Here is a 16,262-nt window from a genome sequence, read left to right as displayed (position 1 = left end):
ATGAAACTCCTTGAAGCACTCGACCCTCGCCTAGCCGGACCCGACCATCAGTATTTCCGAGGGGACTACGCGTCGAATCCCCTCACTGGCGACGAAATCTACGAAGGTTTCACATCGTGGATCGCATCGCGGGATATGGAGCTTTACCCTGCTCAGGACGAAGCCGTCTTGGAAATTGCGGCCGGAGCCAACGTCGTCCTTGCTACCCCTACGGGATCCGGAAAGTCCACCGTGGCCGTGGCTGCTCATTTCGCTGGGCTCGCCCGTGGACAACGCTCGTATTACACGGCTCCCATCAAAGCTTTAGTCTCCGAAAAGTTTTTTGATCTCTGCGAGATCTTTGGCCCTGAAAACGTCGGAATGATCACCGGGGATTCTTCGGTCAACGCTCAGGCGCCCATTGTGTGCTGCACCGCCGAGATATTGGCGAATATCGTGTTGCGGGAAGGAGAAGGTGCCGACCTGACACAGGTCGTGATGGACGAATTCCATTTCTATTCCGACCCGCAACGCGGTTGGGCATGGCAGCTTCCGCTTCTTGAATTGCCGCAGGCACAATTCCTGCTGATGAGCGCCACTCTGGGGGATGTTTCCCGGTTCGAACGCGAACTCACCGAATTGACGGGCCGACCTACGGCTTATGTCACGAGTTCGGAGCGCCCCATTCCGCTGAACTACTACTATTCGGAAGAGCCCGTCCACGAGGCCATCGAAGAACTCGTGACGACCAACCAAGCGCCAATTTATGTGGTGCATTTTTCCCAGCTCCAGGCGATGGATCAGGCGCAGGCTCTCATGAGTATTTCCGTGCTCTCCAAGGAGGAACGCGAACGGGTTTCAGATGCCATTGCCGGGTTCCGATTCTCCTCTGGCTTCGGCAAGGTGCTCAATAAAATGGTCCGACACGGAATCGGGGTGCACCACGCGGGGATGCTTCCCAAATATCGGCGGCTCGTGGAGCAACTGGCCCAAACCGGGCTTCTCAAAGTCATTTGCGGCACCGACACCCTGGGCGTCGGCATCAATGTGCCCATTCGCACCGTGCTCATCACGGCTTTGTCCAAATTCGATGGGGAACGCACGCGCCGTCTCAAGGCACGAGAATTTCACCAGATTGCGGGGCGCGCCGGCCGGGCAGGCTTCGACACCGCCGGCACCGTGGTGGTTCAGGCTCCCGAACACGACATCGAGAACGCGAAAATTCTCGAGAAGGCCCGGGCCAAATTCGATGGCGATGAAAAGAAGATCGCACAATCGACTCGGGGAAAGAAGAAAAAGCCTCCTCAGGGGTTTGTGGCCTGGTCCCGGAAGACTTTCGAGCAACTCGTCTCGGCCGAACCTGAGCCACTGACTTCGAGTTTCACGGTGACTCACTCCATGATGTTGAACCTCCTGGCCCGTCCAGGTGACCCATTTGTGGCGGCGAAAAAGCTCCTCACCGAAAATGACGAGCCTCGGCCGCGACAGCGGGCTCTGATCCGCAAGGCGATCGGCATCTACCGCGAGCTCCTCGCCGCGGGAGTCATCGAACGCCTCAGCGAGCCGGACGAAGAAGGTCGTACGGTTCGCTTGACGGTGGAGTTGCAAGATAACTTCGCGCTGAATCAGCCATTGTCGCCCTTCGCTTTGGCCGCTTTGACGCTGCTAGACCGAGATGAGGCTACCTATGCCCTCGATGCCGTCTCGGTGATTGAAGCAACCCTCGAGAAGCCCCGCCAGGTCCTCAACGCACAAGAAAAGAAGATGCGTGGAGAGGCTATTGCCGCGATGAAGGCCGAGGGCTTGGACTACACCGAGCGTATGAATGCCGCCGAGGACATCACCTATCCGCAGCCCCTCGCCGACATGCTAGAGGAGGCCTTCGAGACGTACCGTTCCGGTGCCCCCTGGATTTCGGAATTTGAGCTGGCGCCAAAATCCATCGTTCGCGACATGTACGAGCGCGCTATGGGGTTTGGCGACTTCGTGCAGTATTACCAACTCACACGTTCCGAAGGTATTCTCTTGCGGTACCTTTCGGACGCGTATCGGGCATTGAAACAGACGGTGCCCATTTCCTCGCTTACGGATGATTTGGAAGACCTCATCCAGTGGCTCGGCGAGCTGATCCGCCAGACCGATAACTCCCTCATCGACGAGTGGGAGAAAATGACGTCGGGCGAAGCAGCAGAGCCGACACAAGATTCTTTGGAAGAACTCGTCGCGGAATCTGCACCTCGTCTCACCGATAATCGTCGCGCCTTTACGGTCATGGTGCGCAACGCCATGTTCCGTCGCGTCGAGCTCTTTGCCGATGAACAGGAACAAAAGCTCGGCGAACTCGATGCGGATTCAGGGTGGGATGCGGATCGCTGGGCCGATGCCTTGGACGAGTACTTTGACGAGTACGACGATATCTTCACCGACGCCTCAGCCCGTTCCCCGCGTCTGCTCACGATTGATGAACACGATGACACGACGTGGCGCCTACGGCAGACCTTCTCTGATCCGGACGACAACTTCGATTTCGGCATCACGGCGACGGTGGATCTCTTATCATCAGACGACGTCGGGGCCCCTGTGATCCGCATCGATCACGTTGGCTCTTTCCGCGATGCCGTCCGAAGCTGAAAGGACACGGAATCATGACGACGTCGACACCGGGCCTACGGCCTGTGCCCCACAGTATTGGACCTAGCCATCGCGTCGGTGACCTGCACATCACCGAGATGACTTTTCAGGTGCCGCTGGCCCACGCCTGGGAATGGTCGCACGACACGCCCTTCGGGGAATCTGACGTGTATGGTTTGCGCGACGAAACCGTCGACTTATTTGCTCGAGTAGTGACGCACACCGGTGATCAAGCACATGGGGCGCCGGAGAAGCGGCCATACCTGGTGTATCTCCAAGGTGGACCGGGGATGCCGTCACCGCGTCCCCTCGCGGATCATGGCTGGGTCAGCCGCATGGCGACCGTATATCGCGTCGTCCTTTTGGACCAGCGTGGGACCGGTCGGTCCACGCCCTTGACAGCCCAAGGCCTGGTTGCTCGCGGAAATGCAGCCCAACAAGCGGCCTATTTGGAGCACTTCCGGGCCGATTCGATCGTTGCCGATGCCGAGTCCGTACGCGCGACGTTGACCCGCAACGAGCCCGAGAAACGATGGGCAACCCTCGGGCAGAGCTTCGGCGGCTTCATCACCTTGAGCTATCTTTCCTTCGCACCGCAATCGCTGCTTCATTCCTGGATGACCGCCGGACTGGCTCCCCTTCATGCCTCCCCTCACGAAGTTTACGAATCGACGTTTGACCGCGTGGCCGAAAGAAATCACGAGTTTTATTCGTGGTACCCAGAAGATCGCGACCGCGCTGTACGGATCGCGGAGCTGCTGCGTCGCGAAAATATCCAACTTCCGAGCGGTGAAGCGCTGACTCCGCATCGATTTCAGATGGTGGGTCATCGACTGGGTGGAAATTCTCGAGTTCACGGTCTGCATTACCTTTTGGAATCGGCATTTGCGGAGGGCGATCAGCGACTCTCCGAAGCATTCCTGACCGATACACATCACGACATCACTTTTGCCGGAAAACCGCTCTACGCCCTCATGCATGAGGCGATTTACTGTAACGGCCCCGGCGTGAGAAGTGGCTGGGCCGCTGATCAGGTCCGCACATCCCGCGAAGATTACCGTTCCGGCGCCGATCCCCTGATGCTGACCGGGGAGATGATTCACCCCTGGTATTTCCGGGAAGACCCCGCATTACGGCCTCTAGCGGAAACCGCAGAGGTCCTGGCCGATAAGGACGATTGGGGTCGTCTCTATGACCTCGACGCCCTCAGCACTAATGAGGTTCCCGTTGCGGCCAGCGCGTATCGCCATGACATGTACGTGGATTACGATCACGCGTTACACACCGCGAACTCGGTTGCCAACCTTCAGACGTGGACGTCTGAAACCCTTCATCATGACGCGCTCGCCAACGACACGGACCAGGTTCTCGAAGGGCTGGGAACGATCCTTCGTGAGACCGGTGCGATAACCCAACTACCAGTAGATTCTGACCACACAGGATAAAATTTTCTATAACGCGATAACCTGGGTATAGATCCATTCGTCGATCGTCACCACTAGGCTCCGCGAACGCCCTCCGGAGGATAGGCTAGTGACTACAAACATACGGTTACGGAACGTGGCCGGTGGGAATCATTCGGGAGGTTTTCGTGAGCGGCACGATCACACTTATTGGAAAGACGTGGGCCAACACTCGCCCCCTCAAGGTTTCGACTCGCCCCGTCACGCAAGAGGATGCCGACGGTCTGGCAAAGCTCTTCTTTGCCTCGTACGACGACGTCGACGTCGTCGGTAGCCAGGCCGAGGCGCTCGAAATCCTTCACAAGGTTTTCGCCGGTGACTACGGAAACCTGATTGAGTCGGCATCCCCGGTGGTGGTTGATGACAACGGTCGTATCGTTGCGGCCGCGATCGTTCTCGACTCCCGTGTGGGTTCCGGAGTTCCCAATACGCCGTACGTTTTCGAGCTGTTCACGGCCGCTACCCGCCGTCGTGAAGGATTCGCCGAGCAACTGCTTCGTATTGCGATTGATCAGCTTCATGAGCTGGGTCATGAAGAGGTTGCGCTGCGCATCGCCGAGGACAACTCCGCGGCTTTGGCCTTGTATCTGACCTTGGATTTCAAGCGTTGGATCCCGGAGGATGACTCCGAACTCTGAAGGTAGCTTCGAGCAAGGCCCCCGGTACCGCTGGTCCGGGGCCTTGTCGTATCTCGTGGGTCTGGTCAGGTGATGGATTCTTAGATCAAGCGCTCCACCGGTTGAATAAGCTCTGGTCCATTATGTGCCACCGACCCGACTTCACGCCCCACCTCGGTGAGGACCCATTCCCGCGCGACGTCGTAGGCTTGGCCCCGAATGCGTTCCACGGCGACGTCGGCCTCTTCCTGTGCCCGCATCCAAACAGACAGCTCGTCGTTGTCGTCACCCGAATACCGGAGCGGGATAGGTAGCCTGTCATGGAGTTCCCCGAGTTCGTTCAACGTCTCGGAGGAAAACTTTTCCGCGTCGCTTTCTCCGGGCGAAGGCATCGTCAAAATCGTGGTGGATAGCAGCCACTCCCCTGCGTTCTCTCCCTCCGGGATCTTCCACCACTCGTAAAGCCCTGCAAAATAGATGTTGTCGTCGGAATTCTCGGGATGCACATAGAACGGGGTCTTCTGCGTTCTACCCCCAGTCGATGGAGTCGATTTTTTCCATTCGTAGTATCCAGTGGCCGGTATGGCGCAACGCTGGGATTTAACGGCATGTCGGAAGGTGGGTTTCTCGGTCACGGTTTCAGACCGCGCGTTAAAAGCTCGCGATGAAAAAGACTCGTCCTTGGCCCACACGGGAAGCAGGCCCCAACGAGCCCCGTGAATTTCTCGGGTGAAACCGCCGTCATTGGGGTGATCGACCAGAATAGGCACGGTGTGAGTCGGCGCCACGTTGTAATTGGTGAGGGATTCTTCAAGCTCGACTCCGCCCAGGAGGTCCCCCGAGGCTCGGGCGATAACGTACCGTCCACACATTCTACGAACCCTCTACTTCCTTGATGTACCGGAGTTCATGGTCGGCTATCACTGGGTCCACGGACACTCATCGCATCTTGGAAGCACCTTGTTAGACGGCTTCTCCGGATGTCTCAGCCGTCACGGATTGACCGTTGTCATCCTCATTATTGCCGGTGTTGTGTCAATCGTGGACTAAAAGGATGAACACGACACCTCTGATGACAACGATAACCCTTGCTATGTGCTGCTTCCCTAGCCCGCAGAGTTATTCACCAGCCACCGTTCGTAGTGCTCCTGCACCGCGTCCTCCACGTCTTCGCACTGGAGTTCCGGCACCGCCTGATTGGCCGACCCGATGGTTCCTGGGTCAAGGGGTAGATTGAGGTGCTGATACGCCTCGGTCAGCACTGCCTTGAGCGGTTCAGGACGCGCCACCACGATGCCCGCAGAAAACCACCATGCTCCCGCGATGACTCGTTGAGCGGTGCCCACAAGCTTGATCTTGCGGCCGGTGGCGTCGAGCCCATGAACGCTGAATTCACCGGGACAGTATTCCCCGGGGATCTCTCCCACATCTGCCTCGATGCCAAGGTCACGGAGCGCACCCGCGTAGAGTTTTCCGAACTCTCGGTATCGGCGCATGTTGCCGCTTGTGGCGTCGTCGTCGGCGAAGAGATGATCCACGATGAGGCAGTCGCGGTGGTATGCGGCGGCCCGACCCCCGACTTTCCTGACGGAGGCCGAGAAGCCGCGTCGAATGCAGGCCTCCCGAGCCGCGGCAAAGCCAGGGTTGAGCTCGTCCCGTCGGCCAAAACCGACCACCGGTTCCGGACGGGAGAATCGCAGTACCGAGCTTTCCTCACCCGCTGCTATCCGTCGGAGACGGTCAATGGTGGACCCGAAGGATGTGGGTGTCTGGTCGTCGGCACGTTCGATGAGCATGGTCGTCCTCATGTGTAGGTTTCAACGAGAGATTACCTTGACCCCCGATAAGAAATCTCCGCGAGAATCTCGGCACCTCCTTCCGATACTCTTGGATTCGGCATCCCCCCTCATCAGGAGCGAATCTTCGTGGCCTTTTTGGCATCCCCCGTGGCGGCTCAACCGCTAAGTATCGCTCAAGCGATCAGGAACCCTCGTACCGCTCTGACAGAAGTCCTCGCCGGTATTGTCACGTCTTTAGCCTTGATACCTGAGGCCATGGCTTTTGCCATCGCCACCGGCTTGGATCCTCGCACGGGTCTGTTCGGAGCGGTCATTATCGCTTTCGTCACCTCCGTGTTTGGTGGTCGTCCAGCGATGGTCTCCGCGGCTGCGGGTTCCGTGGCGTTGGTCGCCGCGCCTCTCATCGCCAGTCACGGTGTTCAATACTATTTTGCAGCCGTGATCCTCTCCGGTCTCTTTCAAATCCTTTTGGCCATGCTCGGCGCCGCGAAGCTGATGCGATTCATTCCGAGGTCGGTCATGAAGGGGTTCATCAATGCGCTAGCCATCCTGATATTTAGTTCGCAGATGCCAGAGCTCATGGGGGTTCCATGGATGGTCTATCCCCTGGTTGCCCTGGGGCTACTCATCGTCTTCCTCCTGCCCCGCTGGTTCACGCTGATCCCCGCACCGCTGGTCGCGATAGCGGCGGTGACGGCGGTTTCGCTACTCGTGGGTGGACATGTGCCCACCGTCGGTCAGAAGGGCTCGCTACCGGAAGGGTTGCCAGCATTCGGGCTTCCTCATGTGCCGTGGTCTTGGGACCTGTTCGTGGCCATAGCACCGGTGGCTTTTGCGATGGCCGTGGTCGGCCTGATCGAGTCCCTCCTGACGGCAGCGTTGGTCGACGACCTCACCGATACCCCGTCACGGAAGACACGGGAATCATGGGCGCTCGGGCTGGCCAACGTCGTCTCGGGACTCTTCGGGAGTTCGGCAGGTTGCGCCATGATTGGCCAAACAATGATCAACGTGAAGACCGGAGGCCGCACGCGTTTGTCCTCGTTGGTGGCCGCGGCCTCGGTACTCGCGCTCATTCTGAGCTTGCACGGGGTATTAGCGGTCATTCCGATGGCTGCGCTCGTCGCGGTGATGGTCTACGTAGCGTTCACAACCTTTGACTGGCACTCCGTGCGGCCACGGCTCCTGCGGCGCATGCCCTGGTCCGAAACTCTGGTCATGGTGCTGACCGTGGTGGTGACCGTAGCGACCCACAATCTGGCATTAGGAGTAGCCGTTGGGGTGATGGCTGCGATGATTGCTTTTGCGCGGCGCGTGGCACATTTGGTGGAAGTCACTAGAATTCCGGAGTACGACGGCGATGAGCTCGCCTCCGTGCGCTATGACATCGACGGGACGCTGTTCTTTGCCTCCTCGAACGACCTGTACGAGTCCTTCCACTATGTCGAAGACCCCGAACGAGTGACCCTTGATTTTTCCCAGGCCAGGATCAGGGATGCATCCACTGTGGCAGCACTCGACTCGATCATGGACCGGTACCGACGGGGCGGGCACCAAGTGAAAGTCGTTGGGCTGGACCCGTCCTCCGCTCGAATCCATGAGCGCCTCACCGGACACCTCAATCGAGGCGAGGGCGCAGTTTAGGCCACCGGGGACGACTCAGGGCGTGTGGAACCAGCCTTGCTGCTGACACCACACGCCCTGAGTCGAAATCTTGCGACGAAATTGGCCCCGGGAAAGCCGGTGATTGTGAAGCTACGCCTGGTTCGGAGCTTCCTCACCGCGGTAGAAGGCCTGAGTACGTTCGGCCTGTGAGCGCGCGGTCGCCTCGTCGTCGCCGGCCTTCACCTGCGCGGCTTCCCACGCTTTGCTGGAATCCTCGATGAAACGATTGCCCTCCTCCGAGCCCTCCAGCGCGGCCATGCGTTCGCGCACCGTCGCCGCCCGTCCCGAGAGATATGCGTGGAGTGCCAAGAATGCGCCATCCCAGCCGACGCCGGTCGCTCCTGCGCCGTAGGTGTCCCAGTGCTCGTCGGCCGGAACACGATGCCGAAGCGTCAACGAAGAGCCGGCTTCGGTCTGCGTGATGGAGATCTGCAGTTCGCCGATTTGTGAGCCGTTTTCCCAGGACACCTGGAGCAACCGGGGCGCGTCGAAGATCTCGACGGTGCCTTCGGTTCCGGTCTTGCCCGTCCTGAACCGGCGCTTTTCCTGAGAAATGATGTCGACCGGTTCGAGCCACACGCCCAAGGACTCCGGCGTCGTCAGGGCCTGCCAGATGTCGTCGGCGGAGTTTGTAAAGGTCTGCTCCAGCACGACGACGTGGTGCGACTGCTTATTCCCGACCTGACGGTACACCCGGTCTATCTGAAGCTCTGTGGGTGACTTGGTGGACCTCGGCTGTGACAGGGCCGATCCCCCACGGTGGTGGGTCTGGGATTCCTGCTCCGACGTTGCAGCATGTGCCACGGTGTGACTCCTAACCTAGGTGATCTTCACCTCGAGAATACGGCGAGCTGCTACCGTGGCGCGACTGGCTCCCCTGTGAGTGAACGAACCTGCTCCGTGACTGCGCGGCTGGAACGACAAAGCCCGGGCCGTGGTGTTCCAACGGCCCGGGCAATGCTCAAGTCACAGCATTCTCATCGTGTCACGACGACGGGTTCTAGAAGTCCCAGTCCTCATCCTCTGTATTGACGGCCTTGCCGATGACGTAGGACGAACCCGACCCCGAGAAGAAGTCGTGGTTCTCGTCCGCGTTCGGGGAAAGCGCCGAGAGGATTGCCGGGGAAACGTCGGTCACGGACGACGGGAACATCGCCTCATAGCCGAGGTTCATCAGCGCCTTATTGGCGTTGTAGTGCAAGAACTTCTTGACGTCCTCGGACAAGCCGACGCCGTCGTACAACGAGTGCGTGTAGGCCACCTCGTTTTCGTACAACTCGAACAGCAGCTCGAAGGTGTAGTCCTTGAGCTCTTGCTTGCGCTCCGGGCTGGCTTGTTCCAAACCACGCTGATATTTGTAGCCGATGTAGTAACCGTGAACGGCCTCGTCGCGAATGATCAACCGGATGAGGTCCGCGGTATTCGTGAGCTTGGCGTGGGATGACCAGTACATGGGCAGGTAGAAGCCCGAATAGAAGAGGAAAGACTCGAGCAGCGTCGAAGCAACCTTCTTCTTCAACGGATCATCGCCCTGGTAGTAATCCATGACGATGTTCGCCTTCTTCTGCAGGTGCTCGTTCTCACGGGACCAGCGGAAGACCTCGTCGATCTCCTTGGTCGAGCACAGCGTCGAGAAAATCGACGAATAGGACTTGGCGTGCACCGACTCCATGAACGCGATATTCGTGTAAACGGCCTCCTCATGAGGCGTAAGCGCGTCGGGCAAGAGAGCGACGGCGCCGACGGTCCCCTGGATGGTATCGAGCAAGGTCAAGCCCGTGAACACCCGCATGGTCAGCTGCTTCTCTTCGTCGTTCAGCGTCGCCCACGACTGAACGTCGTTGGACAGCGGAACCTTCTCAGGAAGCCAGAAGTTGCCGGTCAACCGATCCCAGACCTCAAGGTCTTTCTCGTCCGGAATGCGATTCCAGTTGATGGCCTCGACGTTGTGGACCAGTTCGACCTTTTCGCTCATCATGGCAGGCGGGACTCCTTTGGGCGCGCTGGGCGCGTCATCGCGGGTGATGGTGGTGAAGTTTTCGATGGTGATGCGCTCTCTGAACGCATCGGGTGTCGGGGAGGGCCGGACGTCCATCCGACCCTCCCCATCACGGTATTACAGCATGCAGGAGACGCAGCCTTCGACCTCGGTGCCCTCCAAAGCGAGCTGACGCAGTCGCACGTAGTAGATCGTCTTGATCCCCTTGCGCCACGCGTAGATCTGAGCTTTGTTGATGTCACGCGTCGTGGCCGTGTCCGGGAAGAACAGCGTCAAAGACAGACCCTGATCCACGTGCTGCGTGGCGGCCGCGTAGGTGTCGATGATCTTCTCGTGGCCGATTTCGTAGGCATCCTGGAAGTACTCAAGGTTGTCGTTATCCAGGTATGGAGCCGGGTAGTAAACGCGCCCGAGCTTACCTTCCTTACGGATCTCGATCTTCGAAGCGATCGGGTGGATCGAGGAGGTCGAGCCATTGATGTAAGAAATCGAACCGGTCGGCGGGACGGCCTGCAAATTCTGGTTGTAGATGCCGTGCTCCATGACGCTCGCCTTGAGCTCTTCCCAATCGGCCTGAGTGGGAATGTGCGTTTCGGAGAACAGCTCACGGACACGCTCGGTGGCCGGCTCCCACGACTGCTTGACGTACTTGTCGAAGAACTCACCCGAGGCGTAGCTCGACTTTTCGAAGCCTACGAAGGTTTCCCCGCGTTCGATGGCGATCTTGTTGGAAGCCCGCAACGCGTGGAACAACACGGTGTAGAAGTAGATATTCGTGAAGTCGATACCCTCTTCCGAACCGTAGAACACGCGTTCACGCGCCAGGTACCCGTGCAGGTTCATCTGCCCCAGGCCAATCGCGTGCGACATCGAATTGCCTCGGGCAATAGACGGCACCGATTCGATCTCGGACATGTCCGAAACGGCCGTCAACCCACGGATGGCAGTTTCGATGGTTCGGCCGAAGTCCGGGGAATCCATCGTCCCGGCCACGTTCAAGGAACCGAGGTTGCAGGAAATGTCCTTGCCGATGTGGTCGTAATCCAGTCCCGGGTTGTACTCCGAGGGCTGCGAGACCTGAAGGATCTCCGAGCAGAGGTTGGACATGATGATCTTGCCGTCGATCGGGTTAGCCCGGTTCACGGTGTCCTCGAACATCACATACGGGTAACCGGATTCAAACTGGATCTCGGCGAGCGTCTGGAAGAACTCACGGGCGTTGATCTTTTTCTTTGCGATGCGCGAGTCGTCGACCATCTCGTAGTACTTCTCGGTGACGTTCACGTCCGAGAACGGCACGCCGTAAACGCGCTCCACGTCGTACGGCGAGAACAGGTACATGTCCTCGTTCCGCTTCGCGAGCTCAAACGTGATGTCCGGAATGACGACGCCGAGTGAGAGGGTCTTGATGCGGATCTTTTCGTCCGCGTTCTCCCGCTTGGTGTCCAGGAATCGGTAGATGTCCGGGTGATGTGCGTGCAGGTATACGGCGCCGGCACCCTGACGAGCACCCAGCTGGTTCGCGTAGGAGAACGAGTCTTCCAAGAGCTTCATCACCGGAATCACGCCAGAAGACTGATTCTCGATCTTCTTGATGGGCGCGCCCGACTCACGCAGGTTGGTGAGGGCAAAGGCCACGCCTCCCCCACGCTTGGACAGCTGCAGGGCGGAGTTAATGGAGCGACCAATCGACTCCATGTTGTCTTCGATGCGCAGGAGGAAACAGGAGACGAGTTCGCCGCGCTGCTTCTTGCCCGCGTTCAGGAAGGTAGGAGTTGCCGGCTGGAAACGTCCGGAGATGATTTCTTCGACGAGCTGCGTCGCGAGGGTTTCATCACCCCGTGCCAGGGCGAGCGACACCATGACCACGCGGTCCTCGAAACGCTCCAGGTAACGCTGTCCGTCGAAAGTCTTCAGCGTGTAGGAGGTGTAGAACTTGAACGCGCCGAGGAAGGTCGGGAAACGAAACTTCTTGGCGTAAGCGAGCTTCGAGAGGGACCGGATGAAGTCCATCGAGTACTGCTCCAGGACCTCGGGCTCGTAGTACTGATGCTCAACCAGGTACTTGAGCTTCTCTTCGAGGTCGTGGAAGAACACGGTGTTGTTATTGACGTGCTGCAAGAAGTACTGGCGCGCGGCCTGACGGTCGGCGTCGAACTGGATCTTGCCGTTCGCGTCGTACAAATTGAGCATCGCGTTGAGCTCGTGATACCCCAGGCCCTTGTACTTCTCCGGGATGGTGGGGTCGTCGTGACCGCGTTCAGAGCTTACGTCGCGAGTGGGGAGTTGTGTTTCCAAAAAGCTTTCAATCCTTCGTTAACGCGGGCAACATCGTCGCTGGTGCCCATGAGCTCGAATTTATAGAGGACGGGGACACGGCATTTGACGGCAATTTTGTCCGCCGCGATGCAAAAGTGTTCCCCGAAGTTGGTGTTTCCCGCGCCCATGACTCCGAGCATCAGTTCCCGGTTCTGGGGAACCTGCAGGAATTTCATGACCTGAGGCGGGATGGCTCCGCCGGAACGGGGCCGTCCGTAGGTGGGAACGCACAGGACGTACGGACGATCCATATGGATCGTCTCCTCGCCGGTGCGCAATGGAAGCCGAAGTGACGCGGCGTCCACCTTGTCAACGAATTTCTGGGTGTTTCCGGAGACGGAGGAGAAGTAGACGATCAGTGGTTCGTCGTCCGTCAACGGTGCGCCACGAGAAGTTTCGAGCGCAGTATCCATGAGGTGCTCCCGAAATCTACGAGTGAGCGGTTGAGGTTAGGAAGCGAGGGCGACGTCCAAGGTCGAGATCTTGTCCGGGCGGAAACCCGACCAGTGATCATCCTCGGTGACGACGACGGGGGCCTGCATGTAGCCCAATCCCTTGATGTGCTCGAGAGCCTGGCTGTCCTCGGTGACATCCACGACGTCGTAGGAGATGCCTCGCTTGTCGAGGGCACGGTAAGTCGCGTTGCACTGGACGCAGGCGGGCTTGGTGTAAACGGTGATTGACATGGTTTCTCCTCGTGCCATGGGATGGGCGACAGGTGCTCTGAGCAGTTTTACCTGCTTCCTCGAGCGACGTCGCTGGGTTCGAATCAATACTACATCTTGTGTTGGCTTCCAGAAGAGCCCCCAACATATGTGTTTTTGACCGCCAAAGTTATCCCCAGGGTGTGCACACAACAAGGATGTAATTCGTGGAGCGTTCCGCCGCGAAATCGCACGGTCGATGCTTTCCAGACGGACGCTCGACCACAGGTCTGTCCACAGAATCCGTCACCTAAAATTCATGAGAAACACGACGACACTCGCGTGTCGCGAATGACCTCACAAGAGGTCGGTGCGCTTGAGCTTGTCGCAGAGAGTCGCGCCGTCGTTGGCCTCCATCCACAGTGAACCTGCGGCAATTTCCCGGGCACGGTCGTCTCCCCAGACCCGGCCCGACGCCAAGACGGACTCGCCGACGGTGAGATTACGAATAATGATGGCAGCAACGTGCTCGGGGTACCTCAAAGCGAAGCCGTTATAGATATCGGGATCGCTCTGACCGTCGTCGCCAATGAGAATCCACTTCATGTCCGGGAACTCACGGGCCAGTCGTCGCAACGAATTGACCTTGTGGGCCGCGCCCGAACGGAACCACCTCGTCCTTGTAGGACCCCAGTCGGTCAGCAGAAGTGTGCCTTCCGGATAGGCATTTCGAGACAAGAACCGGCGAAGGGTTGGCGCGACATTCCACGCTCCGGTCGATAGGTACATCACCGGCGACGTCGGGTGGGCCCGATGTATGCGTTCGAGTAAGACGGGCATTCCGGGGGTCGGCATACGTGCGTGCTCGCTCAGCACAAAGGAGTTCCAGGCCGCCAAGAGCGGGCGAGGCAAAGCGGTAACCATGACGGTGTCGTCGACGTCGCAGATGATGCCGATGTTTTCGTCCTCGGGAACCACATACACGCTGGACGAAACCGTCTCGGATCCCTCCATGCTCATGGTCACTTCATGCACGCCAGGCTCGAGGTCGATGTCGAGGCTCACGTCGAGGACCCCTCCACGGTCGGAGGACACCTGAAATTGCTGTCCGCCGATCGTCACCGTGATTTCCGCGTAGGAAATCGGGACCGAGGTGAAGGAGCGCCAGCCGCGTGCCGGGCTGCTGGCTCGTTGATCTCCCGAGAACGTCTCGCTCAGTTCCGAAAACAACATCGTTTTATACAGGGCACGCCCCAAAACCCTGACCCACTGGGTGGATCCGTAACCCACGAAGGGCACGATTGCGGGCTCGTTGCCAGCTTTGATGGCCGCCTTTTCACGACGTTCGTGAATTCCATCGGCGATGCGGTACCCCAGGTTCACCGCCTCACGACTCATGGACGGTGTGCGGCGCGTCTTCGCGTAGTTCCTGCGGATGCGGGGCCGAGATAGAGGCATGTGTCCAGTTTGTCACAGAGGTTCGGCAAATCAGGCTCACGCCGTGCTGTCAATGTGGCGAGGGGAACTCGGTTTTTGGCCGTTCCAGGCCCCACATCCGGACGTCGCGGACCTAAAGTCGAAAGGGGTTGATCCAGGGCATAACGGGCCCGGGTACCCATCAGTCACGTCAAACTTTTAAAGGACACATCGTGAGCAGTAAGACCGTTGCACCCCAGAAACCCAAGGGTTCAGCTGGCAACACGAAATCCATGACGCTGAAGATCGCCCTGATCCTCATCGTCACGGTCGCTATCTATCTCCTCCCTGTTCCGGAGGGTGTGGATCCCCGAGGAATGCATATGGCCGGCATTTTCGTCGGCACGATCCTGGGACTCATTCTCCAGCCGCTTCCCACCGCTTCGGTGGCCATCGTTGGTCTAGCCGCTGCGATGATCACCGGGACGATGAACGCCAAAAAGGAAGCGCTCATGGGCTTCGGCGATTCCACGATCTGGCTGATCGTCGCCGCCTTTTTCATCGCCGACGGATTCCTCATCACCGGTTTGGGCCGACGGATCGCGCTCTTATTTGTCTCGGCGCTCGGGAAATCTTCCCTCGGCCTCTCCTACGGCATGGCCCTGACCGACCTGGTGCTCTCCCCCGCGACGCCGTCGAATACGGCCCGCGCCGGCGGCGTCGTGTATCCCATCGTTGCCTCGCTCGCGACCGTCAACGGCTCCACCTCGGAGAGCGACGAATCCCGCAAGCGGCTCGGCGCCTACCTCTCGATGACTTCGGTCCAGGTCAATACGATCACCTCGGCTATGTTCGTGACCGCCATGGCCGGAAACCCGTTGGCCGTCAGCTTCGCTTCCCAACACCATGTCAATATCACGTGGGGCGGGTGGGCACTGGCCGCCGCACTTCCGGGTCTGGTTTCACTCATCACGATGCCGTGGCTGATGTCCAAGGTTTACGCGCCGACGCTGAAGAAGACCCCCGACGCCCCCGCCCATGCCCGGGAACAGCTGAAGGAACTCGGCAGCATGTCCCGCGGAGAGTGGATCATGTTGCTGACCTTCGTGGTCCTACTCATCCTGTGGGTCTTGGGTAGCTCACTCGGTATTAACGCGACGACGGCGGCCTTCCTGGGCATCGCGATTCTGCTCGTGACTCGCGTCCTGACGTGGAAGGATATGGCCGCTAATTCGGGCGCATGGTCCACGCTGATCTTCTTCTCGGTCTTGGTCGGCATGGCCACACAACTCAACGCACTGGGTGTGATGAGTTGGATCGGAAATTCGGTGGGCAATATGGTGGGCGGATTCCCGTGGCCCTTGGCGTTCGCGATCCTCGCGCTGAGCTACCTCTACGTCCATTACTTCTTCGCCTCGAATACCGCCCAGGTGGTGGCGATGTACGCCGTCTTCCTGGGGGCAGCGATCTCGACCGGCACGCCACCCATGTTTGCGGCGTTGATCCTCGGCTTCCTCGGCAACCTGATGGGCGGTCTCACCCACTACGCGTCGGGTCCCTCCGGCGTGATCTACGGATCGGGCTACGTGTCCACACGCGAATGGTTCCGCGTCGGCTTCATCGCTTCGGTGGCCAACGTGGTTATTTGGGGCACGATCGGTACCGCGTGGATGGCCCTTCTGGGCATGTGGGACTGACCCGCTCCTGGTCACCGTGAAACCCCTGGGCGT

At 59.0% G+C, this 16,262-nt stretch carries 13 protein-coding genes; 5 read left to right on the top strand and 8 right to left on the bottom strand.

The features are described from left to right. The 3 genes from D8M21_RS03705 (at position 1) to D8M21_RS03695 (ending at position 4,711) form a co-directional block, all read left to right on the top strand. Positions 1-2,610, top strand: a complete 2,610-nt coding sequence (locus D8M21_RS03705; protein WP_048678222.1) for a DEAD/DEAH box helicase — start codon at positions 1-3, stop codon at positions 2,608-2,610. 14 nt (positions 2,611-2,624) lie between these two features. Next, a complete protein-coding gene (locus D8M21_RS03700; RefSeq protein ID WP_048678220.1) occupies positions 2,625-4,055 on the top strand; it encodes an alpha/beta fold hydrolase in 1,431 nt (476 codons plus the stop codon). A 146-nt stretch (positions 4,056-4,201) separates the two neighbouring features. Then, a complete protein-coding gene (locus D8M21_RS03695) occupies positions 4,202-4,711 on the top strand; it encodes a GNAT family N-acetyltransferase (protein ID WP_048678619.1) in 510 nt (169 codons plus the stop codon). An 80-nt stretch (positions 4,712-4,791) separates the two neighbouring features. Here the strand turns inward: D8M21_RS03695 and D8M21_RS03690 are convergent, their stop codons facing one another. Both D8M21_RS03690 and D8M21_RS03685 read right to left on the bottom strand, forming a co-directional pair. After that, positions 4,792-5,562 (bottom strand): SOS response-associated peptidase, encoded by a 771-nt coding sequence (locus D8M21_RS03690; protein WP_048678219.1) that lies wholly within the window; start codon positions 5,560-5,562, stop codon positions 4,792-4,794. A 234-nt stretch (positions 5,563-5,796) separates the two neighbouring features. Next, positions 5,797-6,486, bottom strand: a complete 690-nt coding sequence (locus tag D8M21_RS03685) for a lipoyl protein ligase domain-containing protein (RefSeq protein WP_238651012.1) — start codon at positions 6,484-6,486, stop codon at positions 5,797-5,799. Positions 6,487-6,615: 129 nt separating this feature from the next. Between D8M21_RS03685 and D8M21_RS03680 the strand changes: the two genes are divergently transcribed. Beyond that, on the top strand, positions 6,616-8,133 hold the full coding sequence (locus D8M21_RS03680; RefSeq protein WP_321174081.1) for a SulP family inorganic anion transporter: 1,518 nt from the start codon (positions 6,616-6,618) through the stop codon (positions 8,131-8,133). 111 nt (positions 8,134-8,244) lie between these two features. On the opposite strand, the gene D8M21_RS03675 is transcribed toward D8M21_RS03680, so the two are convergent. From D8M21_RS03675 to D8M21_RS03650, 6 genes are all read right to left on the bottom strand, one after another. Next, on the bottom strand, positions 8,245-8,958 hold the full coding sequence (locus D8M21_RS03675) for an SRPBCC domain-containing protein (RefSeq protein ID WP_048678215.1): 714 nt from the start codon (positions 8,956-8,958) through the stop codon (positions 8,245-8,247). 196 nt (positions 8,959-9,154) lie between these two features. Next, complete coding sequence (nrdF, locus tag D8M21_RS03670; RefSeq protein WP_048678613.1) at positions 9,155-10,129, bottom strand: class 1b ribonucleoside-diphosphate reductase subunit beta; 975 nt, start codon at positions 10,127-10,129, stop codon at positions 9,155-9,157. Positions 10,130-10,270: 141 nt separating this feature from the next. Continuing rightward, positions 10,271-12,391: a class 1b ribonucleoside-diphosphate reductase subunit alpha gene (nrdE, locus tag D8M21_RS03665; RefSeq protein ID WP_238651050.1), complete on the bottom strand. Its 2,121-nt coding sequence runs from the start codon at positions 12,389-12,391 to the stop codon at positions 10,271-10,273. Positions 12,392-12,420: 29 nt separating this feature from the next. Then, positions 12,421-12,885 (bottom strand): class Ib ribonucleoside-diphosphate reductase assembly flavoprotein NrdI, encoded by a 465-nt coding sequence (nrdI, locus tag D8M21_RS03660; RefSeq protein WP_048678212.1) that lies wholly within the window; start codon positions 12,883-12,885, stop codon positions 12,421-12,423. A gap of 36 nt (positions 12,886-12,921) precedes the next feature. Next, on the bottom strand, positions 12,922-13,158 hold the full coding sequence (nrdH, locus tag D8M21_RS03655) for a glutaredoxin-like protein NrdH (protein WP_048678210.1): 237 nt from the start codon (positions 13,156-13,158) through the stop codon (positions 12,922-12,924). A gap of 315 nt (positions 13,159-13,473) precedes the next feature. Continuing rightward, entirely contained in the window at positions 13,474-14,514 is a 1,041-nt protein-coding gene (locus D8M21_RS03650) for an App1 family protein (protein WP_048678208.1), read from the bottom strand. Positions 14,515-14,825: 311 nt separating this feature from the next. On the opposite strand from D8M21_RS03650, the gene D8M21_RS03645 reads away from it, so the two are divergent. After that, complete coding sequence (locus D8M21_RS03645; RefSeq protein WP_082156598.1) at positions 14,826-16,229, top strand: anion permease; 1,404 nt, start codon at positions 14,826-14,828, stop codon at positions 16,227-16,229. The last annotated feature ends 33 nt before the right edge of the window (positions 16,230-16,262 follow it).

It is taken from the genome of Kocuria sp. HSID16901 (assembly GCF_003989425.1).
In the GTDB taxonomy this organism is placed as follows: Bacteria; Actinomycetota; Actinomycetes; order Actinomycetales; family Micrococcaceae; genus Rothia; species Rothia massiliensis.
Note: the sequence above shows the minus strand (reverse complement) of the source record. Positions and strands in the feature narration are given on the sequence as shown.